This window comes from Brevibacillus sp. TJ4, assembly GCF_044627595.2.
GTDB lineage: Bacteria > Bacillota > Bacilli > Brevibacillales > Brevibacillaceae > Brevibacillus.
The window spans coordinates 1,220,001-1,243,190 of the sequence record NZ_CP185865.1 but is presented as its reverse complement, the minus strand read 5'-3'; the positions used below and the strand labels follow the sequence as shown (position 1 = coordinate 1,243,190).

Sequence of the window (23,190 nt, the reverse complement as noted above, 5' to 3'; positions counted from 1 at the left end):
GGATTTGTCCTCCGTCTCGGGACGGAAGTGAGGGATGCGCCTACTTCATCTTTGGCTCGTAGACCGGACGGGTGCGGTCAAACAGATCGCCCAGAGTGGCGTACGTACTGCCGGCAAGCCGGCTTACCGGCGCAAAGCCCCTGGCGTCGATGCGTCCGCGCTCGTACAGTTCGTCGGCGACGTGGACGTGAACGACTTCGCCGATGACCAGGTCAGAGGTCGTCGGCGTTCCCAGCTCGACGATCTGATGCAGCCTGCACTCGAAGTGAATACGGGATGCCTGCAACCGCGGCACGCGGACGAGTGTGGACGGCGCGGTTGACAAGTCGAGCGCTTCCACTTCGCTGACGTCGGGAGGGTAGTCGGCAGACGTCTGGTTCACTGCATCTACGTTGTGTATGTCTACCATGTTGACCACGAACTCGTTTGTCGCCGCGATATTGCGCGCCGTGTCCTTGGGCTGGCCGCCCGGTTTTCGCATGATCGCGATGGAGACCATCATCGGCTCGATACTGGCGACATTGAAGTAGCTAAACGGAGCCGCGTTGAGCAGCCCGTCTGCTCCAAGCGAGGTAATCCAGGCGATCGGTCTCGGGATGACGCAGCCGATCAGCAGCTTGTATTTTTCCTGCCGCTCCAGTTTGTCAATCTGCAGTTCCATCCTGCCCCTCCTTTTTTTCCTCCTCCGGCAGCCAGCTTGCCATATACGATTTGTCCTCGATCAAAAGGGCGTGGCGCGTGACTTGCAGCGGGCGGAAGGTGTCCAGCATGACGGCCAGCTCCTTCGTCTGTTTTTTTCCGATGCTGGCCTCGATCTTGCCCGGGTGCGGGCCGTGCGGGATGCCCATCGGATGCAAGGTGATCGAGCCTTCGTACACGCCTTTTCGGCTCATAAAATTTCCGTCCACGTAGTAGAGTACCTCGTCGCTTTCCACATTGCTGTGAAAATAGGGGGCCGGGATCGACAGCGGGTGGTAATCGTACATCCGCGGGACGAATGAACAGATGACAAAATGCTGTCCGGCAAACGTCTGGTGGACCGGCGGCGGCTGGTGAATCCGTCCTGTAATCGGCTCAAAGTCGTGGATGCTGAGCGCGTACGGGTACAGGTAGCCGTCCCAGCCGACAACATCAAAGGGATGGAAATCAAAGAAGAAGCTGTAGACCGCGTTTTGCTTTTTCACGCGCACTTCATATTCTCCTGGCTGCACATGCGTTTCCAGCGATTCCGGCAGCCGGATGTCCCGCTCGCAAAACGGGGCATGCTCCAGCAGTTGCCCGCGCTCGTTGCAGTAGCGTTTGGGGAAGCTGATCTCATCCTGCGATTCGATGACGAGAAAGCGGCTCTGCTCGCGTGCAACGATGCGGTACGTCGTGCCGATCGGAATCACCAGGTAATCGCCCGGCTGATACGCAAGCGTCCCGAAGACACTTTGCAGCTCGCCTCTCCCCTCGTGCACAAACAGCACCTCGTCCCCGTCGGCATTGCGGTAAAAGTAATTCATTTCTTCTGTCGGCGCGCATACCCCGAGCAGCACATCGCGGTTCCCGAGCAAGTAGCGGCGTCCAAAAATCGGGTCGCCTCCCGCCGGCAAGTCGAAGGTTTTGAAATGCTGATGCTTCAGTTCACCTTGTCCTACAAATTCCAGATTGAGATCGGCGTATTTGCGCGTTTCTCGCACCTGTGTCGGCGGATGGTGATGGTACAGGATCGACTGAATTCCGGAAAAGCCCTTCGTCCCCATCACCTGCTCCCGGTACAACTCTCCGTTTGGCTTGAAAAACATCGTGTGCCGCTTTCTTGGAATTTCCCCCATGCGATGATAAAATGCCATGCCCGTGACCTCCTTCCGTTATGGAAAAGCGAAGCGCCAAAGCGCAGTTGCCAGCGTACTGCCCTTCGCAGAACGGCAGACAGGACGCCAAAAAGCCCAGCTCACTCCCCGCTTCTGTTCCGGTTGCATGACAAAGCAAAGGGGCATCCCCTGCGCAACGATCACGTCCAAAACATCTTCAGGTGTAAGCTGGGCTTTGTCTGCTACGCGAAGAAAACCGTTGATCGCGATTCTCCCCCGCAAACAACCAGCGTTTGCAACTGTCATCATCCAAACTGGATTCTATTTCCATCATAGCGAATACGCTTTCGCTTTTCCAGCAAAAAATACTGCTCTCTTACGACTGGCCGATGCGCTCGAGAAGCTGCTGCATGTCTTCGGGCAACGGCTCCTCCCATTCCATCTGCGTCCCGCTCCGGGGATGGGCAAACGACAGCCGAGAAGCATGCAAGGCTTGTCTGCCGATCCAGGTGCGCTGTCCGCCGTACAAATCATCGCCTGCGAGCGGGTAGCCCTGGCTGCTCATATGCACGCGAATCTGATGGGTCCGACCCGTCTCCAGACGCAATTCCACAAAGCTCAGCCCGTTGCCGCGCGCGAGTACGCGAAAATGCGTCACGGCAGGCTGTCCGTCCGCGCGAATCTGACGGGTAATAAACGAATGTTCTGCCAAACCGATCGGAGCGTCGATCGTCCCCGCGTCTGGCTCCACGTTGCCTTCTGCAATCGCCCGGTAGATGCGATGCAGACTGCGCTCCTGCTGCATCCTGCTGAACTGCTCATGCGCCCACTGGTTTTTGGCTACGATCAGCAGACCGGAAGTATCTTTGTCCAGGCGGTTTACGGCGCGAAACTTGCGCTGCTCGCCGCGCTTTTGCCAGTAAGCGATCACACCGTTGGCCAAGGTTCCCCCGGGATGGTTGCCCGTCGGATGCACGACCAGACCGGCCGGCTTGGCGATCACCATGAAGTCGTCATCCTCGTAGCGAATGGCAAGCGGCATCTCTTCCGGCGGTACCGCCTCTGTCTCTTCCTGTTCCACCATGACCACGATCTCATCGTCGGCCCGCAGTCTCTCATTGACGAAGACATGCTCTCCATTGCGGGTAATCAAGCCTTTAAACTTGGCGCGGACCAGCAGGCGGCGGGAAACGCCGTATCGCTTCTGCAACACTTCGCGAACCGTCTGTCCCGCATCCTCCTCGTCCGCGGTGAAGCGAATCAATTCTTCCAGCATGCTGTCTCTCCTTTTGGACTGTGCGTCTCGTACTCCAGTATACCAAAAAGAAAGGCGCATCCGTGAATCAGAGGTATTCGCTGCGCGAGTTGTTCCTCACCTCGATGACAAATACGTGGCCCGCACTGCCCTGTTCCCACTGCGCGCGCACGTCGAACAAATACCAGCCCGGCTCTTCTGGCGCCTGCCACATGTTGCCCTGCTGCAATTCATGCTCGATCTGATTGTTTCCGACCCATTGCGTGAGGACGAGCGATTTTTCCACAGGCGGCTGTTCGTAGGAAATCGTCACGATCGCACCTGGCTGGACTTGCAGCGGGGCAGGCTTGTGTTCGCCGACAATTTCCGGTGGAGCGGCGGTGTCGGTGCAGGTCGCCTGGTTATCGTAGCTCCAGCAGAAAGAGGTCGGCACGGTCACTGCCCTGTTCTCGTTCCAGGCAATTTTCGGTTTTGGGGGCACGGAAAGTTCTCCCGCAGCAGACGGATCTATCGATGAAGCCTGGCATCCGCCGAAAAGCAAAAGGGACGTCAGGCATATGCATGCAACAAACCGAGCTTTCATCCTCATCACCTCATAGATGAGGACGAAAAAAAGCGGAGAATCGTTTCATCCGCTTTTTGGAATATTCCGCAAGCAATCGTTACGGCAGGAGGGAAATGTCCAACGCAATCCCGTACTTTTCCGCCGTCGTACGCATGTACTCCTCCATGGATGCCGCAGGCTGCTTCACCGGATTTCCATGGCACACCTCGAGATGATCCGGTTGGAGCTGTGTGACAATCCAAGCGCTGCGCACTGCCTCTGCCATATCTGCCGTAAACAGGGGCATCGGATGATGGAGTTTGCCGCGCTTGGAGGTGAACAGGTCGCCAGCCAACAGCACCCGATCCTGCTCGTGATAGTAGACGACGTGTCCAGGCGAGTGACCCGGTGTGAAGTACGGCTGCAAGCTGCCGATTTTGTCCAGCCCGCCCTGCTCATTTTCCGGCAGCGGCTGCGCCAGACCCGGCTCCACGTTTTTCTCCGCCTTCTTGCGGCGCGGATACATAAGCCTGCCTTCCATGTACGGGATTTCTTCCCTGTGGGCGTAGACGGGAACTTGCCTTTTCGCCAGCACCTGGCGCAGCGAGCCGACATGGTCCGAATGACCGTGTGTCAGCAGTACCTGCTTTACCGGTTTGGCCGGAAACCGTTCGAGAAAATCGACGATCCCTTTTGCCATAAACGGCATCCCCGCATCAATCAAGGTGATCCCGTCCGGCTCCTCCACTACCCACACCCGGCATTGCAGCAAAAGCCAGGATCGCAGTGACCACACATGCTCCGAAATCTGCTCTACCTTCATCTCTACTCACGCTCCTCCTGTTTGTGAAATCCGGCAAGCAGCACCTCAATCGCCAGCTCGAATGTAGGGCGAAGCCGCTCCAGCAGCGCTTCTGCCGATTCCTCGGACTGGCTGTACGTGCCGACGATGCCGTGCAACGCATAAAAATAAATCCGGGCACAGGCGAGCGCTGTTTCTTCTCCGACATCCGGCAAGCACCCCAGCAAGACTCGCTGCAGCAAAGCAAACATCTGATTGCGCAGCCTGTTCAGGGCCGAACTCGGTTCCTGACTGTCGACCCGCTCCGATTTGGTCATAAAAAACAGCGTGTACATATTGCGATGCGTGAGGCAAAAGTGAATGAAGCTGCTGCTGACCTGTTTTACTTTTTGCTCGGGCGTGAGCGCTTCGGCAGACTGGATGGCTGCCAACTGCCGGTACAGCTCTTCCAGCGGTCCTACGGAGAGTTCGTGCAACAGCGCTTCCTTGTCTTTAAAGTAGATGTAGAGAGTCGTATGGGAGCAGCCTGCCGCCTTGGCGATTTCGCGAATGGATACCGCATCAAACCCTTTCGCCGAAAACAAGCGTCCGGCTGCCTGCAAAATCGCCTGCTTGGTCTCTTCTGAGCGAGCTTCCTGTAAGCGTGCCATCAATCGCTGTCCTCCAGTTTGAAAGGTACGCACCTTCCAATCGTTGTAAGTAACCGATGGTTATAATATAACCACTGGTTACTTGCAGTGTCAACCGGTTCTTCGCACAAAAAAACCCTCAACGACGCAAAAGCCGTTGAGGGTCTCGTATTTCAGGCAAGATCGCAGGCAGCTTATTTCGCTGCTTTTGCCGCTTCGATCGCTGCTTCGTAGCTTGGATGTTCGCCAGCAGCAGGTACATACTCCGCATAGACCACTTTGTCGTTTGCATCCACGACGAATACGGCGCGGGACAGCAGACGGAATTCCTTGATCGCTACGCCAAAGGCAGTACCGAAGGAGAGGTCTTTGTGGTCGGAGAGCGTTTTTACCTTGTCGATTCCGGCAGCGCCGCACCAGCGGTTTTGCGCGAACGGCAGGTCAACGGAAACGGTCAGGATCGTTACGCCATCCAGTTTTGCAGCTTCTTCGTTGAAGCGGCGGGTTTGTGCATCGCAGACGCCTGTATCCAGGGAAGGAACGACGGAGATGATGCGGACAGAACCTTTGAATTCGTCCGAGGATACAGCGGACAGGTCACCGCCAACAACCGTGAAGCTCGGAGCCGTGTCACCGACTTTGATTTCTGGACCCAGCAGCGTGACCGGGCCACCTTTGAATGTAAATGCACCTTGGCGCTCAACAGCGTTTGCCATGATTTCTTCCTCCTTGCCAATTTTCATATGTACGTCCCTTATCATAACCTATCAGCCGTCAATTTTCACTATGTCGAACACAGAATTTACAGATTAACCTGCACTTTGTCCGATTGTTGCGGCTCGACCTTGACGATGCGCTTCACTTCATGCTCGTATTCCCAGTCGGTCTTGGCGTTCAGCTCATGGCAGCGCATCAAGGCGTGGTAGAGAGCGAACACAAACTGGACGTGCCTGAGCTCGTAGCGGTGACCGGCATGCGGCAGAGCCGTGTTGATAATCTCGATCTGGTAGTTCGCCTTCTCGCGCTTTTTCTTTGTGGGGACGACATAGCCCATCTGCTTGAGCACAAAGCCGAAATCAAACTCTCCGTTGTCATCGAAGTCGATCGTCTGCTCCGAGGTAGCCAAATGCTCCAGCAGCATACCCAGATCGAGCATCTCCCAGCCGGGGGGTTTCGGCAATGCGAGTACGGAGCCGTCGTCATTGACGAAGTAAATATGCGTGCGGTAGGAAAAAATCAGTTCGCTTTCCGGCACTTCATCGGGAAACATCCACGCCGAGGCGGGAATCAGCATCCGCCAAATCTGCGCAGGCTTTTTTTCCAGCATATCCATGGAGGGGACCACTCCTTTCCCCTACCATTCTGGGCGAAATCTTCCGCTGCTATTCAGGCTGCCGCTCGCGCATAAAACGCTGCCAGTCACCGTCTGCGACCAATGTCCCTTCTGCTTTGACATAGTGCTCGTCCACATACACATACACGTATGCCTCAACCTCTTCCCCGCTGGCTGTCCGAGCGGTTGCCGCGACACGCTCGTACTCGTTGCGGCGATCTTTCGGACCGTAGTACGTCTCCAGCTCATCCAGTCCCGACAGGGCGCGGTCGTAATCGTCAGGAGCAAAGAAGAGCAGGTTCCCCCTGACCTGCCCCGACCCGGGGAGCAAGCCGGGATACCCCATCGGCAGGTGATAGACCACACCGCTGATTTCTGCCGGCACGACTTCATGCTTGTAGGGTTGCACGTACTGCGCATAATTGCCCCATCCGCCGAGCAAAGTCCCGTATACAAAAATTGGCAGTTTCTTTTCCATCCAAACATCCCATCCTAACTGTAAATATATTGTTTTTTGTAACTCCCATTTTGTATATTTACACTATATAAAAAATTCAAACATTAGTGGAGAGTGGAAAGGAGAGAATTCCGTGCAACCTACAAAAATCAAACGACTGCTGGTAGCCAACCGAGGCGAGATCGCCATCCGCATTTTCCGTGCTGCTACCGAACTCGGCATCCGCACTGTCGCGATTTACTCCGAGCAGGACAACGTCTCGATTCACCGCTTCAAGGCGGATGAATCCTATCTGGTCGGCGCCGGCAAAGGCCCGATCGAAGCCTATCTGGACATCGAGAGCATCATCGAGATCGCCAAGCGCAATGACATCGACGCCATTCACCCTGGCTACGGCTTTTTGTCCGAGAATGCCGAATTCGCCAAGCGCTGCCAGGAGGAAGGCATTATTTTTATCGGTCCCTCCCCTGAACTGATCGATACCTTTGGCGACAAGGTGGAAGCGCGTCGCCTGGCGATCGAGGCAAATATTCCCGTCATCCCGGGCACGCCGGAGCCAATTGATACATTGCAGGATGCGCTTTTGTTCGCCAAGGAATACGGCTACCCGATCATCATCAAGGGTGTATCGGGCGGGGGCGGCCGCGGGATGCGGATCGTCCGCAGCCAGGACGAGCTGCAGGACGCGCTGGATCGCGCACGCTCCGAAGCACGCTCCTCGTTTGGCAATGCCAAAGTATATCTGGAGAGGTACCTGGAGAAGCCGAAGCATATCGAGGTGCAAATTCTCGGTGACAACCACGGCAATATCGTCCATTTGTTCGAACGTGACTGCTCCGTGCAGCGCCGTCATCAAAAGGTGGTCGAAGTCGCTCCCAGCCTTTCGCTCGACGACGACCTTCGCGAACGGATTTGCCAGGCTGCGCTGACACTGATGCGCAAGGCCGGCTATTCCAATGCAGGGACAGTGGAATTTTTGCTCACGCCAGACAAGCAGTTTTACTTTATCGAGGTCAATCCGCGAATCCAGGTCGAGCATACGATTACCGAGCTGATCACGGGAATCGACATCGTCCAGACACAAATCCGCATCGCCGAAGGGCATCGGCTGTCGGACCCGGAAATCGGGATCGGGGCACAGGACGAAATCGCGATGAGCGGCTATGCGATCCAGTGCCGCGTCACGACGGAAGATCCGGAAAACAACTTCATGCCGGACGCCGGACGGCTTTTGGCATGGCGCTCCGGCGGCGGATTCGGCGTACGCCTGGACGGCGGCAATGGCTATCCCGGAGCGATCATCACGCCGTACTACGACTCGCTTCTCGTGAAAATTTCCACCTACGGAACCAGCTTCGACCAGGCTGCGCGGAAAATGCTGCGCACCTTGCGCGAATTCCGGATTCGCGGCGTCAAGACCAACCTGCCGTTTCTGGAAAATGTGGTCACGCATCCCGATTTTCTCAGCGGCTCCTACGACACGTCGTTTATCGACACCAAGCCGGAGCTGTTTATCTTCCCCGGACGCCAGGACCGCGGCACGAAGCTGTTGGCCTACATCGGCGAGACGATCGTCAACGGCCATCCCGGACTGGGCAAACCGGAGAAAAAGCCGCATTTCGAAACGCCGCGCATCCCGCGCACACCTTTTGCCCAGCCGTATCCGGAGGGTACAAAGCAAATCCTCGAGCAGCAGGGCGCCGAGGGGCTGGTCCGCTGGATTTCGGAACAGAAAAAGGTGCTTCTGACCGATACGACCTTCCGCGACGCCCACCAGTCGCTGTTTGCCACTCGCGTTCGGACCTACGATCTGGCCACGATCGCGGAGGCGACAGGCAAGCTGGGAGCAGGGCTGTTCTCGCTGGAAATGTGGGGCGGAGCGACCTTTGACACATCCATGCGCTTCTTGCAGGAATCCCCCTGGGAGCGGCTGCACATCCTGCGCGAGCGCATACCCAACATTTTGTTCCAGATGCTGTTGCGCGGGGCGAACGCGGTCGGCTATACCAATTACCCTGACAACGTCATTCAGGCCTTCGTCAAAGCGTCCGCCGAGCAAGGCATTGACGTCTTCCGCATCTTCGACAGCCTCAACTGGCTGCCCGGCATGCAGACCGCGATTGAAGCGGTGCGCAATACCGGAAAAGTGGCGGAAGCGGCCATCTGCTACACCGGCGACATCCTCGACCCGACGAAGACCAAGTACACACTGCGCTACTACGTCGACCTGGCGAAGGAGCTGGAGAAGGCAGGTGCCCACATCCTCGCGATCAAGGACATGGCGGGCTTGCTGAAGCCGTACGCCGCCTACGAGCTGGTCACAGCGTTGAAGCAGGAAATCGGCATCCCGATCCACCTGCACACGCACGACACGTCCGGCAATGGCGGAGCCATGCTGCTAAAAGCGATCGAGGCAGGAGTAGACATCGTCGACGCCTGCGTCAGCTCGATGTCCGGGCTGACGTCGCAGCCGAGCTTAAACGGGCTGATCGCCAGTCTCACCCATACGGAACGAGACAGTGGCCTTTCGCTCGACGCTTTCAACAAGCTGTCTGACTACTGGGAGGATGTCCGTCCGTACTACCAGGGCTTCGAAAGCGGGTTGAAGACGAGCAACACTGAGGTGTACGTACACGAAATGCCGGGAGGACAATACACCAACCTGGAGCAGCAGGCCAAAGCTGTAGGCCTGGATGGCCGCTGGGAGGAAGTGAAGCAGATGTACGCCACCGTCAACAGGATGTTTGGCGACATCGTCAAAGTCACTCCTTCTTCCAAAGTGGTCGGAGACATGGCGCTGTTCATGGTGCAGAACAACCTGACCGAAGAAAACATCTGGGACAAGGGAGCGCGCCTCGACTTTCCCGACTCGGTCATCCAGTTCTTCCAGGGCTATCTCGGTCAGCCGCCTGGAGGCTTCCCTGCGCAGTTGCAGGAGCTGATTTTGAAAGGGAGAGAATCTTTCACAGCCCGTCCCGGCGAACTGCTCGCCCCTGTCGATTTCGTCCGGGTCGCGGGTGAACTGGAAGAGAAAATCGGTCGTGCCCCAAGCGAGCTCGATGTGCTTTCCTACATCATGTATCCGCAAGTCTTCCTGCAATTCGAGCAGCGCACAAAAGAGTACGGCGACCTGTCCGTGCTCAATACGCCGACCTTTTTCTACGGATTGCGTCCGGGCGAGGAGACCGCGATCACGATCGAGCGCGGCAAGACGTTGATCATCAAGCTCGTGGCTGTAGGCGAGCTCCATCCGGACGGCAGACGGATCATTTACTTTGAGTTGAATGGACAGCCGCGGGAAATTTTCATCCGCGACCAGTCTGCCCAGGTATCCGAGCAGGTGCGGCGCAAGGCCGATCCGCAAAACCCGGGGCATCTCGGGGCATCCATGCCAGGAAAGGTATTGAAGGTGCTGGCCGAGGTCGGAGACAAAGTCCGCAAAGGAGAGCATCTGCTCGTCAGCGAAGCGATGAAAATGGAAACGACCATACAGGCGCCGCTCGACGGAAAAATCAAGGCTGTACATGTCAAGGCCGGAGACGCGATCGAAACAGGAGATCTTTTGATCGAAATGGAATAAAATAAAGGAAAGCCGTTCGTTTCACATGAGGGGTGACTATCCATGAAACTGAATCGGATCGACCATACTCCATTTGCCCATCGCGTGGGCCGCTATCACTTCCAGATGGCCCAGGCCAGACTGAATACACCGGTAGAGCCTGTCTTCACCTACAGCTTGCAACCGTTTTACGCGCGGCAGCAGGAATGGCTGACGGAGCTGTCCCATTCCCTGTCCCGCCTGTACCGCTTTACGGCCGAACTGAATCAGGCGGCCAGACAGTTTGCCACATTGGACGTCCATGCCCGGGAAAACGAAGCCGGCGTGCAGACAGGCGAAGGCGTGGACAAGACAGAGGAACTGTTCGAGATGACGAGTCTTCTCGTCTTCCGCTACAACCGTCTGCACGCGTTTCTCAACGAGCACGACGACATTCTCTCGACAGAGAAGCTGGACACGTTTGAACGGATTACGCGTGCCGTCGATGGCCCGCTGCAGCAATTCGGCTTGAAACGGGAGCAGGATGGACGGTTGCAGGTGGATGAAGCGCAGTGGCGGTATGCGGTGCAAACCGATTACGCCGGGTTCGTCACATTGATGCAGGGGGTCGGGCGCCATTTTCGCGAAGAACTGCTGCGGCTGCAAACAAGCCCACTCGGGAGCTTTACCCGCCCCTATGCCGACGCGCGAAGCGCCAACCCGTACGTCCACCTTTCCGTGCCCAGCCTGCAGTATCAGTACGCGGCAGCGGCCGGGGTCTATCTCGATATGCGCTTTTAGACTTGCGCCGATTGCCCCAATGAAAAACAGGCAAGCCTTGTACGCGGATGCGCAAAGGCTTGCCTGTTCGTTTTTTCCTGTCCCCTATTCCCTTAGCTGCGCTCGATCAGATCTTCGAGATCCTGCTCGTCTGCAGCCAAAACGGTCGAGGAATGGGTCTCATGCTCATCTTTTTTGAATATGCCTTGCATTTTTTCCACAAAATGCGGGACGGAATCGAGAATCCGGTCGTAGAGGTGGGTTGAGTTTTCCAGCGGAATGGAGCGAATTCCCTGCTTGCCGACTACCAAAAAGGCAACAGGGGTAATCGACACCCCACCACCGCTACCTCCGCCAAACGGGTAGCCGATCGCTCCCGACTGACTGTGGTCGTATTGAAACTCGCTGCCCCCTGCGGCAAAGCCAAAGCCAACCTTGGAAATGGGCAAGATCACGCTGCCGTCCGGCGTCTCCACCGGCTCGCCGATGATCGTGTTCACATCCACCATCTGCTTGATGTTTTCCATTGCCGTACGCATTAAACCCTGAATGGGATGGTCTGCCATGGTAAGTCCCCTCCTCGAAAGTAGCATCACATGCTTTGCTTATTGTTCCCCAAAGTCTCTCGCTAATGTATGCCCGACGGGAAACGCGCAAAACCAGTGTTGCCGTCGACAGAACTTTCATGGCGACCTTTTTTTGCTTACCGGATCATTTGTCAAACTGGTTCCAGAACGCAACTTCCTCTACTGCCAAACGCACAGTCGGATGTCCTGGCTGAGCTGCTTTTCCTACGGCGATCAGCATGATCGGAACGTAGTTTTCAGGTACTTCAAAGAGAGTCTTGAACTGCTCCGCGTCGTAGCCGCCCATCGGAACGGTATCGTATCCTTTTGCCTTGGCTGCAAGCATGAGCTGCATGGATACAAGTCCGCCGTCGATATAGGCAATTTTTTTCAGCGTATCGACGTCAGCATTGCCGTACACGCGGTTGATGTTGGCTACCAGCGTCTGCTTGATCTCTTCGCTCATATAGCCCGCCGCTACAGCTCTATTGTAAATCTCCTCGCCCTTTTTGTACGCCTCCAGATCACCCAGGACGGCGATTACCGCGGAGGCATCGACTACCTGCTGCTGGTTCCAGGAGATGGGCAGCAGTTTTTGCTTCAAGGCTGGATCATCGATGACGAGAAAGCGCCACGGCTGCAGATTCGAACTGGAAGGAGCCAAAATAGCCTGGGCCAGCAGGTCTTCCAGCTCTTCCCGAGGAATTTTGTACGTTGGGTCGTAATGACGCACTGACCGCCTTTCCCGAACGACTGTGAAAAAATCGGTGTTTTGCATGTTTCCTTTCCTCCAATCCATAAGCGTAAGTAAATATCCTTTTTTTATATACTAGCAAAACCTCTCCTTATCATATCATCTTGCAAAAAAAAATGGCACCGCAAAACGCTGTGCCAATGTGTAGCTTACGCTTGTGAAGGTGTCGTCTGCCACTTGGGCAGCCATTTGCCGCGGCGCATGCGAAATAGCAGCTTCAGGCCGCTGTGCAGCAAATGCCCCAGATAGATGCGCAGGTGCACGTTCACTTCGGTATGCAGGACGCTCTCGTTCCACACGGGCTGCACGCTCAATCTCGGGATTGCACGCAGCGTGACCATATGCGAAAAAGTGCCGACAATCACGCTTTTGACCCCCCAGACGATCCCCGTCAGCGCTCCTGTTTCATCCGCGTGCCCCGTGCCCATCTGCGTATGCCATTCCAGTCTCGTACAGCGGACACGCTTGCACAGCGCCTTGGCCAACGGGCGGAGGTCATGCACCCTCTTCAGCAGTTCCTGATAAAGATCCGACCATTTTTTGACCTGCCTGCCGGTGATGTCGTTGACCGATTCTTTTTTTACTTTCCCTTGCTGGAACGTACGCATTTTCGCTACCAGCTCCGGCATACGCCCCGCTCTCTCGACATTCATGGCCGGGATTTCATACGTACGCCGGATCAGGCGAAACCAGGCTGACAGCTCGACTAACAGGTGGTCCTCCTCGCCAGCGCGTCTGTAGTGCAGCGTAATCTGCACAGGGGTAATCACGATCAGTCCGATCACTACGAGAATAAGCATAACCCAGATCCATGCCAACAAAAAAATCCCACCCTTTCCACCCCCTAGTATGAGTGGCAAGCGTGGGAAATATGTCTGCAAACAGCAAAAACTGGCATTACTCGAGGACGTATACCTGTACCCCTTGCTGAATGCCGTGCTGCACCGCTGCAGCCTTCGTCGGCAGGTAGAGATCGACTTTATTTTGCTTTACAGCTCCCCCGATATCTGCGGCAACTGCGTATCCATAGCCTTCGATATACAAATGGCTCCCCAGCGGAATGACGGTGGGATCAACAGCCACCACCCCTACACGAAGCGGATACTCCAGGTAGGAGAGAATCGGTTGGTCCGCAGGATAGCTGTATGCCGTCGTCTGCACGGTCAGTGCTTGCCGGTACGGGACTCCCAGATCGGCGAGCTGCGGTCCTCCGCTCTGCTTCTGGAGCAGGTGCAGCGCCGCGTAGGTGGCTGCTTCGGCTCGGGTCATGTTCTGCTGCGGCTTTAAGGTTTGGTCGGAATAAGGCTGCACTAGCTTGTGTTGCAAAGCGTAGACAAACGGGCGCTGGTAAGGCTGCCCTACCTCGTCGCCATCGCCGTATCCAGCCAGAGCTTGTACGGTTGCCGACCATTTCAGATTGTTCACCGCGCCGCTTTCTCCGCGGGCGCGAATGAGAATGGAGACGAGCTCCTCTCTCTTGATCGGATCGTCAGGACGGAACCAGACCTTGCCGCCGTTCTTTTGCCCGTGAATCAAGCCGAGTCTGTATGCCGTTTCTGCGTAGGGAGCGAGCCAGCTTCCGGCTTCGACATCGGCGAAGGAAGATGTGCCTGAGGCTGTCGGTTGTATCCCCTTTGCCCGCAAAAACATGGTAATCAATTCCTGACGTGTCACCGGGTCGTTTGGCCGAAAGGAATCGGACTGACCCAATGCCCCGTGTATGTATAATTCGCGAATTTCTTTTTCTGCCCAATGTCCGGAAATGTCAGTGTACGGGATTGCTTGCTTTTCGAATTCGTTCGCATCCGCCTGGGCTGTCCACGTCCCTGCGAGCAAGGAAACGGCCAGCGAGGCCAGAATCATCCACTTTTTCATCATCAACCTCCTGTATAGTCGTTGAACATATCTTACAATTGTAGCGGAATGATCGGGAAAAACAATGTACAGTTCCTCCCAGTTTTCTCTAGTGAAAAAGCCTCTGGACACAGCTCGCTCAAGCTGTTGTCCAGAGGCTTTGGTTGATTGGGTTTATTTGGCAAAAATGTGTTTTCCGATTTTTTTGATTTGCGGACGTGACCAGATCCAGGCCGAGGTGGCTGTATCCGGGTTGAAGTAGAACAGGGCATTTCCTGTCGGGTCCCAACCGCGTACAGCGTCCCAGGCTGCCTTGTAGGCCGTTTGGTTCGGTGTCAGCCAGTACTGGCCGTCATCGATCGCCGTGAAGGCAAACGGCTGAAAAATCACGTCTCGGATCGTGTTCGGGAAAAGATTCGATTGCAGTCTGTTCATAACAACTGCTGCGACAGCTACTTGCCCCTCATACGATTCCCCACGGGCCTCCCCGTAGACAACCTGTGCGAGCATCTGCATTTCATTTCGGTTGACGGATACTTTTTTCAGTACCTGCCACGTTTGCGGTCCGGTGATGCCATCTACTTTAAGCCCGTAGTCCCGCTGAAACGATCTCACGGCCTGAGCGGTCTTGCTGCCGTAAACGCCGTCCAGTCGGTCCGGGTAATATCCGAGAACTTGCAGGCGATATTGCAAATCCCATACGTCACCGTTCTGGCTTCCGACCTTCAGGCTGGGAGCAGCCAGCGTATTGGCAGGAAACAAGAGAACGGCAGCGGCAAGGATCAGGATTAGCAATGCTGTAATGCGATTTCGTTGAAGCAGCATGGTTTTCCCCCCTTCGAGTACCCATTGTACTTGTTTGGGGAAAGCAGGTTCAATTCAATCTTTTTGGCAGTCTTGCCAGATCGTTCTGGCACTGAAAAAAAGGAATAAGTAGGATAAAAAAACAAGGAAAGACACCCGAGGGTGCCTTTCCAACAGCCAATTATTTGGTTATGCGCGACCAGCCAGTTGTTGTTCTGCAAAGGAGACAAGACGTTTCGTAATTTCTCCCCCAACCGAACCATTTTGACGGGAAGTGGTGTCAGCACCAAGCTGCACACCGAATTCAGCAGCGATTTCATACTTCAGTTGGTCGAGAGCTTGGTTAGCTTGAGGCACCAGAAGGTTGTTTCTGTTTCCACCGCCGTTGTTAGCCATCTTTTTTCACCCCCTCGCTGTTGGTAGCTTTAATATGTGTGAACCGCAGCCGATTCATTCATATTCGCGCATTCGATTTCACTTCCAATTTATAGTTTTACAGTCTGAGCAGATATTCTGCTGTCTGCTCTGATGAGGCGGGCTTGCGGAGCATCTCCATCCGCTTGATTGCTTTCTCCCACTCCTCGTGCCTGCTCATCTGCTGCACTGCGCCGAGAATCATCTGCGGCTGTTCAGCCAAAGCAGCGACCCCGTGCCGGAGCAAAAAGGCCGTATTATGCTGTTCCTGTCCCGGCAACGGCTGGTACAAGATCATCGGTGTGCGCATCGACAAGGCTTCGGCACAGGAGATTCCTCCCGGCTTGGTGACGTAGACGTCGGCAGCGCCAAGCCACCTCCACAGCTCGGGTTCATAGCCTCGTATATACAACCGGTGCGGTGTCATGTTCTGCTCCCACACCGCGCGAAGCCGCTGCAGCAGCGCTTCATTTTTCCCCGTGACGACCACGATCTGCATCGCTTCCGTACTTTTCATCAATTCCGTGACGACGCTCTCCATATTTCCGTATCCGCCTTCTCCGCCCGCAATCAGAACCGTGAACAGGTCGGGGGAGAGCCCAAGCGTCTGCTTCCAGTGTGCTTTGGCAGCGTGTGACGCCATGGAGAACGGACGGCGAACCGGAATGCCGTGTACGCGAATTCGCTCGGGGTGGATGCGATAGGCGGAATGAAGCTGATCGGCGACCTGTTGATGGGCGACGATATACGTATCGACCGCTGGATGGACCCAAAAATGATTGACGTAAAAATCGGTCGGCACGCTGACCAGATGAAAGGTTTGTCCAATCTGCCGCTTCGCTTCGGCCAGAGCTGACAGGCAATAGGCATGCGTCGCCACGACCACCTCGGGCTTCTCCTCCAGCAGCGTGTCCACCAGCCGGCTGGATAGCCACTTCCCAACCGGCTTCTTCAAGGTCGTGCTCCATATCTTGTCTTGTTGGTAGATGCGCTGCCAGATTGGCTGGCCGTAGCGAAGCATGTTTGCATAAAAAATACGGGAAACTTCCCGTAAGGCAGGGCTCGCTGTCTGTAACCCTCCCACCAGCCTGGCAGACTCCACCTCCTGTTTTTCACGCAGCGCTTCCTGGATCGCAATGGCTGCCATTCGATGCCCGCTGCCTGCCCATTCCTCCGTCACCAATAAAAACCGCCTCGCCATTACAGACCGTCTCCTGTCGGGCGATACTGCTTGGAGCCGTAGCGTTCCAGCAGCGCTTCCTTGGACATGAAGACGCGTTTGAGCGGCTGCTCCAGGTCCATGCTTCTGGCTTTGCGCTTGCCGTCCGGGTGGATGATCCGCAGCATTAGCCGCAGGTACCAGCGCTTGTAGCGGAAAAACCAGTTCATCGGCACATCCGACACCGTAAAACCGATCGGCTCGACAGCCTTGTACAGCATGGTCGTGCCCACAATACCTTTGATGTGCTCCTTGTTCTCCAGCTTTTCCAGGAAGGCCGCCAGCTTTGGCAGGGAGAGCATGATGTGACGGCGCAGCAGCAGGGCGATCCTCAGTTCATTTGTAATTCCTTTGCACAAGGTGGCAAAATAGTAGTTGTGGATATGAATTTTCAAGATAAGGTCTCCGTTTTGGATGGTGCGTTGATCTGTCGTAACGAGTGTTTCGCCGCGATAGCGCAGCAGTACGATACGAAAAATGTTGTTCCCTTTTTCCACGTATTGGAGACGGGTGCAATGCTGATACAACCAGTCCCAATATCTCCACAGCGTTAACAGGCTCGCATTCATCCTGACGCTTCCTTTCCTTCCTTTTTTGTTAGTATGTCCCAAAAAGGAAAGCACTCATTACGTCTCTCTGCGCAAACGGCCCCAAAGCATCATCAGCAAGGCGGCCATGACTGGCAGCCAGTTGTGGTTCAGCATAAGCGGATTGATCATGTTCCAGACGTACGGGTCTTCCAAACACATTTCCACCGCTGTAAAGGTGAGGATGCCGCCACCGAGCAGGACGAACACCGGATAGCGGTTCATCAGCCGCGCAATCCAGGCGCTGCCCCACATCAACAACGGAATGCTCATCATCAGGCCAAGCATGACCAGCCACATATCGCCATGTGCCGCTCCCCCGACGGCGAGAACATTATCGAGGCTCATCACAAAATCAGCGATGATAATCGTCTTTACTGCCTGCGCGGCGTTTTGGCTGCTCGCAACATCCTCGACATCGTCATGGCCAAACAGCAGCTTGCCTGCGATCCAAAGCAGGAGCAAACCGCCCAGTGCCTTTACCAGCGGAATGTCCAAAATCCAGGTTGTCAAACCTGTTAGCAGCACGCGCAATCCGATTGCTCCCATCGTTCCGTAGAAAACGGCCCGACGCCGCTCTCGCAATGGCAGATTGCGGCACGCCATGCCAATGACGACGGCGTTGTCACTGCTCAGCACCAGATCGATGAGAAAAATATGAATAATTCCCCACCAGAAATGCCCCTCCATCGCCGCCTCCCTTGTCCCAAACAATTGTGGTCCATTCTACTTTATGTGACTTGATTCGGACTCATTCCCATATTTTTTTCCGAAAAAAGGCGATTTTCGACGAAATTTGCCGATAAAAAGTACCATAAAAAACATTTTATTGCGAATTTAGGAGAAAATTACCTTGTTTTTCCTGCCCTCTATCCATTACGATTTTAGTTGGGGTGGATGACAAATGGTGGAGTCTGTGAAACTGACCTTTCCAACTATTTCGCAAAAAATTTTAAACCTGGTATCAACGATAACCAAGTTGTGGCTGGAAGAAATTGAGCATAGCATGGAGATCGCGGTACCGATCCCCCGTGACTTTGCGGAAAAACGAACCGTCCTTCTGGCTCGCTGCCTTGTGGAGGACATCACCTTGGATATGCAGGCATGGGCGATTGATCTCGGGGAATGGCTGCGTTCACAAGAGTTTCCCTTCTCCTCCATTCTGCGTACCTATCAATTGCACCGGAATGTGTTTTGGCGTGTCCTTCAGCCTGAGTTGCAGGCTTTTTCGCTTACCCGCGGCGAGCTGCACTACATCGAATCGAAGCTGGGGAAGGCCATGGATGAAAGCATTTTTTGGGCCGTTTACCATTTTGAGCAAATGATGAACCGCGAACTGGTACAAAAAGAAGAAACCATCACCTATCTGCACAACGACAAGCTGACCATGCTGGGCAAAATCGCTGCCAACATGGCACATGAACTGCGAAATCCGCTTTGTGCGATCGAAGGATTCCTCAAGTTGATCGGTGAATCCACCCGTGAGCAGGAAAAACTGCAATCCTACATCCAGGTGGTCATGCACGAGTTTGAAAACCTGCATCGTCAGTTGACAGGTTTCCTCAGCTTTTCCAAGAAACCGATTCTCGATGAAGTTTTCAAGCAGGTGCAAATGGAAAAGCTGCTGGAAGAAGTGGAATTGCTCATCACACCCCGCATCCTGGGGGAAAATATACGATTCGAAAAACAGATTCACCCCTGTACCCTTTCCTGCTACGAAGAGGGCTTGAAACAAGTCCTGGTCAACCTGCTCAGCAATGCGATGGACGCGGTCCAGAACCGCTCCGACAAGTTCATTCGGGTCTCTTCCACCATGTCAGGCAATTCCCTTACGATCAGCGTGGAAAACAACGGCGAGATGATTCCCCCGGAGATCGTCGAAAACCTGTTTCAACCCTTTTTTACGACCAAACAAAATGGGACAGGCATCGGACTGGCGATCTGCCAAAACATTATCGAAAAACACAACGGTACGATCCATTGCGAGTCCAATGAGTCACGTACCCGTTTTCTTGTCTCGCTGCCGATCGACGGAGCGTAAACACACACGAAAAAACGCCCCCTGGCAATTCAGGAGGCTACGCAAGAGAATCGTTTCCCCTTGTGGGTAAGATGATCCTGTTTCTACTTTACAGGAAAACATATGTTTCTACTAACAAAAACAATCTCTTTTTTTCGACGTTTTTCTACAACCGCGTCCGCTCTGTATGCTCGTACGGAGATGGCCGTGGTTTTCTTTTTTTGCTGATAATCAACGTGCTTGTGTCAGCAGCTTTTCGTTATGGCGAGACCCATGAGCGGGGGCAAACGGGATACCATTGCTTGATCCGTCACAGTTTTTGGGCATAGAAAAAGAGATAGCAAGCACGTGGCTGCTATCTCTTTTCGATGGAGCGGGTGATGGGAATCGAACCCACGCGACCAGCTTGGAAGGCTGGGGTTCTACCATTGAACTACACCCGCATGTGCAAATGTTTGGTGCCGAGGACCGGACTTGAACCGGTACGGGAGAAACTCCCGACAGATTTTAAGTCTGTTGCGTCTGCCCATTCCGCCACCCCGGCAATCTGGACATTCCTGATGGGCAAATCATGGTCGGGAAGACAGGATTCGAACCTGCGACCCCTTGGTCCCAAGCCAAGTACTCTACCAAGCTGAGCTACTTCCCGACTATTGTATTGACCCTCTGTGACCGGTTTGTACCGATAACAAGAATGGGGGAAAATGGCGTGCCCTGAGAGATTCGAACTCCCGACCTTTTGATTCGTAGTCAAACGCTCTATCCAGCTGAGCTAAGGGCACATATATAATGGAGCGGACGACGGGTCTCGCTTCCCTGGCGCTGCTTCCACGAAATTTCTCTTTGGATGGCCAGATCGGAAGTACCCGAGCAACTTCCCCACTGTATTCACTTCAAGGGTAAACCCGGTACGGGTGAGAGACCCTGAAATGACATATGGAGCGGACGACGGGTCTCGAACCCGCGACCTTCGCCTTGGCAAGGCGACGCTCTACCAATTGAGCTACGTCCGCACATAATGTACTGTAAGATTTGGTGCGGTCGAGAGGACTTGAACCTCCACGGTGTTGCCACCACTAGAACCTGAATCTAGCGCGTCTGCCAATTCCGCCACGACCGCATATGTGTATGTTTCCAAGCATCCCAGAGGGATAAACTGGTGAGCCATGAAGGACTCGAACCTTCGACCCTCTGATTAAAAGTCAGATGCTCTACCAACTGAGCTAATGGCTCTCATACATGGTGGGGAGAGACGGATTCGAACCGCCGAACCCAGAGGGAGCAGATTTACAGTCTGCCGCGTTTAGCCACTTCGCTATCTCCCCAAGATGAGTGGTGCCGGCGATAGGAATCGAACCCACAACCCCCTGATTACAAGTCAGGTGCTCTACCAATTGAGCTACACCGGCGTACTTATTTATACTAGCAGGTTACTTGTGAAAAATCAATGTTTTTCACTCGTACTAAACCTTCATCGATGAGAAAACTGCTGTCCTCCCATGAAAATGGCGGAGCTGACGGGACTCGAACCCGCGACCTCCGGTGTGACAGACCGGCGTGAACTCCAACTTCACCACAGCTCCAAAACATTTGGTTGCGCCCGATGGGGTTGCCAAATCGACGCAGTACAGAAAGACTATTGGTTGCACCCTACGGGTACTACCTTCCTTTCTGAACAAGATGCCAATTCGACGCAGTACAGAAAGATTATTGGTTGCGGGAGCAGGATTTGAACCTGCGACCTTCGGGTTATGAGCCCGACGAGCTACCGAGCTGCTCCATCCCGCGACGATATGATCCACTTCCTAGCGCACTCGTTCATGTACAAGGATATGGTGGAGGCTGACGGGATCGAACCGCCGACCCTCTGCTTGTAAGGCAGATGCTCTCCCAGCTGAGCTAAGCCTCCAGACACCCCAAAATATTGTTGGGGCCCCCGCAAAGGAGTCGATGTTGCTACAACGCATCCATTTCACTTTGTGGGGTATTTTATGGTGACCCGTAGGGGATTCGAACCCCTGTATGACAGCGTGAAAGGCTGCTGTGTTAAACCGCTTCACCAACGGGCCATATGTTTCTTTTATGAGGTAAAATGGTGCTCCCGACAGGAATCGAACCTGCGACCTCTTCCTTACCATGGAAACGCTCTACCGACTGAGCTACAGGAGCGTGGCTCCTCGGGACGGACTCGAACCGCCGACCGATCGGTTAACAGCCGATTGCTCTACCAACTGAGCTACCGAGGAACATTGCAATATGTAGTAGGATTGTATCCTTCAAAACTGGATCTGCATGCATGCTGTGGATTGTGAGTGGATAAGTCCTCGACCGATTAGTATTCGTCAGCTCCACGCGTTGCCGCGCTTCCACACCGAACCTATCAACCTCATCGTCTTTGAGGGGTCTTACCAGCTTGCGCTGTGGGAAGTCTCATCTTGGAGGGGGCTTCACGCTTAGATGCTTTCAGCGCTTATCCCTTCCGCACATAGCTACCCAGCTGTGCCACTGGCGTGACAACTGGTGCACCAGCGGTGCGTCCATCCCGGTCCTCTCGTACTAAGGACAGCTCTCCTCAAACTTCCTGCGCCCGCGACAGATAGGGACCGAACTGTCTCACGACGTTCTGAACCCAGCTCGCGTACCGCTTTAATGGGCGAACAGCCCAACCCTTGGGACCTACTTCAGCCCCAGGATGCGATGAGCCGACATCGAGGTGCCAAACCTCCCCGTCGATGTGGACTCTTGGGGGAGATAAGCCTGTTATCCCCAGGGTAGCTTTTATCCGTTGAGCGATGGCCCTTCCATGCGGAACCACCGGATCACTAAGCCCGACTTTCGTCCCTGCTCGACTTGTAGGTCTCGCAGTCAAGCTCCCTTCTGCCTTTACACTCTACGAATGATTTCCGACCATTCTGAGGGAACCTTTGGGCGCCTCCGTTACCTTTTGGGAGGCGACCGCCCCAGTCAAACTGCCCACCTGGCATGGTCCTCTCGCCCGATAAGGGCGACGAGTTAGAAACTCCGTACATCAAGGGTGGTATCCCACCGACAGCTCCACAGAGGCTGGCGCCCCTGCTTCAAAGCTTCCCACCTATCCTGTACATGATGCACAAAGTTCCAATACCAGGCTACAGTAAAGCTCCATGGGGTCTTTCCGTCTTGTCGCGGGTAACCTGCATCTTCACAGGTATTATGATTTCACCGGGTCTCTTGCCGAGACAGCGCCCAAGTCGTTACGCCTTTCGTGCGGGTCGGAACTTACCCGACAAGGAATTTCGCTACCTTAGGACCGTTATAGTTACGGCCGCCGTTTACTGGGGCTTCGGTTCAAAGCTTCGCTTGCGCTAACCCATCCCCTTAACCTTCCAGCACCGGGCAGGCGTCAGCCCCTATACTTCGCCTTGCGGCTTCGCAGAGACCTGTGTTTTTGCTAAACAGTCGCTTGGGCCTTTTCACTGCGGCCCCCTCGGGCTCAGCCCGCCCGACACCAGCTTACGCTCGCGTCGGGCGGGGACCCTCACCCTACCGGGGCGCCCCTTCTCCCGAAGTTACGGGGCCATTTTGCCGAGTTCCTTAGCAAGAGTTATCCCGCGCACCTTAGGATTCTCTCCTCGCCTACCTGTGTCGGTTTGCGGTACGGGCACCTTGTTCCTCGCTAGACGCTTTTCTTGGCAGTGTGAAATCAGGGACTTCGGTACTTGAATTTCCCTCGCCATCACAGCTTGTGCTTGACAGTGTGCGGATTTGCCTACACACCACACTTGCTGCTTGGACGGCCATCCAGTAGGCCGCTCACCCTATCCTCCTGCGTCACGCCATTGCTCAAACGGTACAGAGG

21 protein-coding genes, 15 tRNA genes and 1 rRNA gene (1 of these 37 cut by a window edge) are annotated in these 23,190 nt (G+C 54.8%); 3 read left to right on the top strand and 34 right to left on the bottom strand.

Annotated features, from left to right (window positions below; genetic code table 11):
• Positions 1–40 precede the first annotated feature (40 nt).
• The 9 genes from ACAF76_RS05855 to ACAF76_RS05815 all read right to left on the bottom strand — a co-directional run bounded on the left by ACAF76_RS05855 (position 41) and on the right by ACAF76_RS05815 (position 6,837).
• Positions 41–661, bottom strand: a complete 621-nt coding sequence (locus ACAF76_RS05855) for a flavin reductase family protein (RefSeq protein ID WP_400164784.1) — start codon at positions 659–661, stop codon at positions 41–43.
• Positions 645–1,835 carry a homogentisate 1,2-dioxygenase gene (locus tag ACAF76_RS05850; protein ID WP_400164783.1) on the bottom strand — a complete coding sequence of 397 codons (1,191 nt, stop codon included), beginning with the start codon at positions 1,833–1,835 and terminating at the stop codon, positions 645–647. The genes ACAF76_RS05855 and ACAF76_RS05850 overlap by 17 nt, the downstream gene beginning before the upstream one ends.
• Before the next feature lie 337 nt (positions 1,836–2,172).
• The gene (locus ACAF76_RS05845) at positions 2,173–3,072 is read right to left on the bottom strand and encodes an RluA family pseudouridine synthase (protein WP_400164782.1); all 900 of its coding nucleotides are present in this window, start codon (positions 3,070–3,072) and stop codon (positions 2,173–2,175) included.
• A gap of 67 nt (positions 3,073–3,139) precedes the next feature.
• Complete coding sequence (locus tag ACAF76_RS05840) at positions 3,140–3,532, bottom strand: hypothetical protein (protein WP_400164781.1); 393 nt, start codon at positions 3,530–3,532, stop codon at positions 3,140–3,142.
• A 181-nt stretch (positions 3,533–3,713) separates the two neighbouring features.
• Positions 3,714–4,418 (bottom strand): MBL fold metallo-hydrolase, encoded by a 705-nt coding sequence (locus tag ACAF76_RS05835; RefSeq protein WP_400164780.1) that lies wholly within the window; start codon positions 4,416–4,418, stop codon positions 3,714–3,716.
• Positions 4,419–4,420: 2 nt separating this feature from the next.
• Complete coding sequence (locus ACAF76_RS05830) at positions 4,421–5,047, bottom strand: TetR/AcrR family transcriptional regulator (RefSeq protein WP_400164779.1); 627 nt, start codon at positions 5,045–5,047, stop codon at positions 4,421–4,423.
• A gap of 173 nt (positions 5,048–5,220) precedes the next feature.
• On the bottom strand, positions 5,221–5,742 hold the full coding sequence (gene tpx, locus ACAF76_RS05825; RefSeq protein WP_400164778.1) for a thiol peroxidase: 522 nt from the start codon (positions 5,740–5,742) through the stop codon (positions 5,221–5,223).
• Positions 5,743–5,828: 86 nt separating this feature from the next.
• Positions 5,829–6,359 (bottom strand): hypothetical protein, encoded by a 531-nt coding sequence (locus ACAF76_RS05820; RefSeq protein WP_400164777.1) that lies wholly within the window; start codon positions 6,357–6,359, stop codon positions 5,829–5,831.
• Between the two features lie 49 nt (positions 6,360–6,408).
• The gene (locus tag ACAF76_RS05815) at positions 6,409–6,837 is read right to left on the bottom strand and encodes a gamma-glutamylcyclotransferase family protein (RefSeq protein WP_400164776.1); all 429 of its coding nucleotides are present in this window, start codon (positions 6,835–6,837) and stop codon (positions 6,409–6,411) included.
• Between the two features lie 112 nt (positions 6,838–6,949).
• Between ACAF76_RS05815 and pyc the strand changes: the two genes are divergently transcribed.
• Together pyc and ACAF76_RS05805 are read left to right on the top strand one after the other, a co-directional pair.
• Positions 6,950–10,396: a pyruvate carboxylase gene (pyc, locus tag ACAF76_RS05810; protein WP_400164775.1), complete on the top strand. Its 3,447-nt coding sequence runs from the start codon at positions 6,950–6,952 to the stop codon at positions 10,394–10,396.
• A gap of 42 nt (positions 10,397–10,438) precedes the next feature.
• Positions 10,439–11,155: a hypothetical protein gene (locus ACAF76_RS05805; protein WP_400164774.1), complete on the top strand. Its 717-nt coding sequence runs from the start codon at positions 10,439–10,441 to the stop codon at positions 11,153–11,155.
• A 92-nt stretch (positions 11,156–11,247) separates the two neighbouring features.
• Here ACAF76_RS05805 and ytfJ read toward each other — a convergent pair whose 3' ends face one another.
• The 9 genes from ytfJ to ACAF76_RS05760 all read right to left on the bottom strand — a co-directional run bounded on the left by ytfJ (position 11,248) and on the right by ACAF76_RS05760 (position 18,022).
• On the bottom strand, positions 11,248–11,700 hold the full coding sequence (gene ytfJ / locus ACAF76_RS05800; protein ID WP_400164773.1) for a GerW family sporulation protein: 453 nt from the start codon (positions 11,698–11,700) through the stop codon (positions 11,248–11,250).
• A gap of 145 nt (positions 11,701–11,845) precedes the next feature.
• Positions 11,846–12,478, bottom strand: a complete 633-nt coding sequence (locus ACAF76_RS05795) for a nitroreductase family protein (protein WP_400164772.1) — start codon at positions 12,476–12,478, stop codon at positions 11,846–11,848.
• Between the two features lie 125 nt (positions 12,479–12,603).
• Complete coding sequence (locus ACAF76_RS05790; protein WP_400164771.1) at positions 12,604–13,275, bottom strand: DUF2953 domain-containing protein; 672 nt, start codon at positions 13,273–13,275, stop codon at positions 12,604–12,606.
• Positions 13,276–13,351: 76 nt separating this feature from the next.
• Entirely contained in the window at positions 13,352–14,329 is a 978-nt protein-coding gene (locus ACAF76_RS05785) for an S-layer homology domain-containing protein (RefSeq protein ID WP_400164770.1), read from the bottom strand.
• A gap of 153 nt (positions 14,330–14,482) precedes the next feature.
• Positions 14,483–15,133 (bottom strand): spore cortex-lytic enzyme, encoded by a 651-nt coding sequence (gene sleB / locus ACAF76_RS05780; protein ID WP_400164769.1) that lies wholly within the window; start codon positions 15,131–15,133, stop codon positions 14,483–14,485.
• A 168-nt stretch (positions 15,134–15,301) separates the two neighbouring features.
• Positions 15,302–15,508 carry a small, acid-soluble spore protein, alpha/beta type gene (locus ACAF76_RS05775; protein ID WP_400164768.1) on the bottom strand — a complete coding sequence of 69 codons (207 nt, stop codon included), beginning with the start codon at positions 15,506–15,508 and terminating at the stop codon, positions 15,302–15,304.
• 97 nt (positions 15,509–15,605) lie between these two features.
• On the bottom strand, positions 15,606–16,727 hold the full coding sequence (locus ACAF76_RS05770; protein ID WP_400164767.1) for an MGDG synthase family glycosyltransferase: 1,122 nt from the start codon (positions 16,725–16,727) through the stop codon (positions 15,606–15,608).
• On the bottom strand, positions 16,727–17,314 hold the full coding sequence (locus tag ACAF76_RS05765) for a YkoP family protein (RefSeq protein WP_400164766.1): 588 nt from the start codon (positions 17,312–17,314) through the stop codon (positions 16,727–16,729). Before ACAF76_RS05765 ends, ACAF76_RS05770 begins: the two co-directional genes overlap by 1 nt.
• A 57-nt stretch (positions 17,315–17,371) precedes the next feature.
• Complete coding sequence (locus ACAF76_RS05760) at positions 17,372–18,022, bottom strand: TerC family protein (RefSeq protein WP_400164765.1); 651 nt, start codon at positions 18,020–18,022, stop codon at positions 17,372–17,374.
• 214 nt (positions 18,023–18,236) lie between these two features.
• Here ACAF76_RS05760 and ACAF76_RS05755 point away from each other — a divergent pair, with 214 nt between their 5' ends.
• On the top strand, positions 18,237–19,373 hold the full coding sequence (locus ACAF76_RS05755; RefSeq protein ID WP_400164764.1) for a sensor histidine kinase: 1,137 nt from the start codon (positions 18,237–18,239) through the stop codon (positions 19,371–19,373).
• 348 nt (positions 19,374–19,721) lie between these two features.
• Here ACAF76_RS05755 and ACAF76_RS05750 read toward each other — a convergent pair.
• The 16 genes from ACAF76_RS05750 to ACAF76_RS05675 form a co-directional block, all read right to left on the bottom strand.
• Positions 19,722–19,795 (bottom strand) — tRNA-Gly (locus tag ACAF76_RS05750).
• Positions 19,796–19,808: 13 nt separating this feature from the next.
• A tRNA-Leu gene (locus ACAF76_RS05745) sits at positions 19,809–19,896 on the bottom strand.
• 28 nt (positions 19,897–19,924) lie between these two features.
• A tRNA-Pro gene (locus ACAF76_RS05740) sits at positions 19,925–20,001 on the bottom strand.
• 56 nt (positions 20,002–20,057) lie between these two features.
• Positions 20,058–20,134: transfer RNA gene (locus tag ACAF76_RS05735), tRNA-Arg, on the bottom strand.
• Between the two features lie 155 nt (positions 20,135–20,289).
• Positions 20,290–20,365 (bottom strand) — tRNA-Gly (locus ACAF76_RS05730).
• Between the two features lie 20 nt (positions 20,366–20,385).
• A tRNA-Leu gene (locus tag ACAF76_RS05725) sits at positions 20,386–20,472 on the bottom strand.
• 37 nt (positions 20,473–20,509) lie between these two features.
• Positions 20,510–20,585, bottom strand: a tRNA-Lys gene (locus ACAF76_RS05720).
• A 7-nt stretch (positions 20,586–20,592) separates the two neighbouring features.
• Positions 20,593–20,677: transfer RNA gene (locus tag ACAF76_RS05715), tRNA-Tyr, on the bottom strand.
• Positions 20,678–20,685: 8 nt separating this feature from the next.
• Positions 20,686–20,761 (bottom strand) — tRNA-Thr (locus tag ACAF76_RS05710).
• A gap of 97 nt (positions 20,762–20,858) precedes the next feature.
• A tRNA-Asp gene (locus ACAF76_RS05705) sits at positions 20,859–20,935 on the bottom strand.
• Positions 20,936–21,063: 128 nt separating this feature from the next.
• Positions 21,064–21,140 (bottom strand) — tRNA-Met (locus ACAF76_RS05700).
• 45 nt (positions 21,141–21,185) lie between these two features.
• A tRNA-Val gene (locus tag ACAF76_RS05695) sits at positions 21,186–21,261 on the bottom strand.
• Positions 21,262–21,344: 83 nt separating this feature from the next.
• Positions 21,345–21,421 (bottom strand) — tRNA-Glu (locus tag ACAF76_RS05690).
• Between the two features lie 24 nt (positions 21,422–21,445).
• A tRNA-Thr gene (locus tag ACAF76_RS05685) sits at positions 21,446–21,521 on the bottom strand.
• Between the two features lies 1 nt (position 21,522).
• Positions 21,523–21,598, bottom strand: a tRNA-Asn gene (locus tag ACAF76_RS05680).
• A gap of 66 nt (positions 21,599–21,664) precedes the next feature.
• A 23S ribosomal RNA gene (locus tag ACAF76_RS05675) occupies positions 21,665–23,190 on the bottom strand (it continues 1,445 nt past the right edge of the window).

What these genes read in the sequence shown, in the direction of transcription:
- ACAF76_RS05855 (WP_400164784.1), bottom strand. Translation starts at nt 661, where the DNA reads ATGGAACTGCAGATTGACAAACTGGAGCGGCAGGAAAAATACAAGCTG.
- ACAF76_RS05850 (WP_400164783.1), bottom strand. Translation starts at nt 1,835, where the DNA reads ATGGCATTTTATCATCGCATGGGGGAAATTCCAAGAAAGCGGCACACG.
- ACAF76_RS05845 (WP_400164782.1), bottom strand. Translation starts at nt 3,072, where the DNA reads ATGCTGGAAGAATTGATTCGCTTCACCGCGGACGAGGAGGATGCGGGA.
- ACAF76_RS05835 (WP_400164780.1), bottom strand. Translation starts at nt 4,418, where the DNA reads ATGAAGGTAGAGCAGATTTCGGAGCATGTGTGGTCACTGCGATCCTGG.
- ACAF76_RS05830 (WP_400164779.1), bottom strand. Translation starts at nt 5,047, where the DNA reads ATGGCACGCTTACAGGAAGCTCGCTCAGAAGAGACCAAGCAGGCGATT.
- tpx (WP_400164778.1), bottom strand. Translation starts at nt 5,742, where the DNA reads ATGGCAAACGCTGTTGAGCGCCAAGGTGCATTTACATTCAAAGGTGGC.
- ACAF76_RS05820 (WP_400164777.1), bottom strand. Translation starts at nt 6,359, where the DNA reads ATGGATATGCTGGAAAAAAAGCCTGCGCAGATTTGGCGGATGCTGATT.
- ACAF76_RS05815 (WP_400164776.1), bottom strand. Translation starts at nt 6,837, where the DNA reads ATGGAAAAGAAACTGCCAATTTTTGTATACGGGACTTTGCTCGGCGGA.
- ACAF76_RS05805 (WP_400164774.1), top strand. Translation starts at nt 10,439, where the DNA reads ATGAAACTGAATCGGATCGACCATACTCCATTTGCCCATCGCGTGGGC.
- ytfJ (WP_400164773.1), bottom strand. Translation starts at nt 11,700, where the DNA reads ATGGCAGACCATCCCATTCAGGGTTTAATGCGTACGGCAATGGAAAAC.
- ACAF76_RS05795 (WP_400164772.1), bottom strand. Translation starts at nt 12,478, where the DNA reads ATGCAAAACACCGATTTTTTCACAGTCGTTCGGGAAAGGCGGTCAGTG.
- ACAF76_RS05785 (WP_400164770.1), bottom strand. Translation starts at nt 14,329, where the DNA reads ATGAAAAAGTGGATGATTCTGGCCTCGCTGGCCGTTTCCTTGCTCGCA.
- sleB (WP_400164769.1), bottom strand. Translation starts at nt 15,133, where the DNA reads ATGCTGCTTCAACGAAATCGCATTACAGCATTGCTAATCCTGATCCTT.
- ACAF76_RS05775 (WP_400164768.1), bottom strand. Translation starts at nt 15,508, where the DNA reads ATGGCTAACAACGGCGGTGGAAACAGAAACAACCTTCTGGTGCCTCAA.
- ACAF76_RS05770 (WP_400164767.1), bottom strand. Translation starts at nt 16,727, where the DNA reads ATGGCGAGGCGGTTTTTATTGGTGACGGAGGAATGGGCAGGCAGCGGG.
- ACAF76_RS05765 (WP_400164766.1), bottom strand. Translation starts at nt 17,314, where the DNA reads ATGAATGCGAGCCTGTTAACGCTGTGGAGATATTGGGACTGGTTGTAT.
- ACAF76_RS05760 (WP_400164765.1), bottom strand. Translation starts at nt 18,022, where the DNA reads ATGGAGGGGCATTTCTGGTGGGGAATTATTCATATTTTTCTCATCGAT.
- ACAF76_RS05755 (WP_400164764.1), top strand. Translation starts at nt 18,237, where the DNA reads ATGGTGGAGTCTGTGAAACTGACCTTTCCAACTATTTCGCAAAAAATT.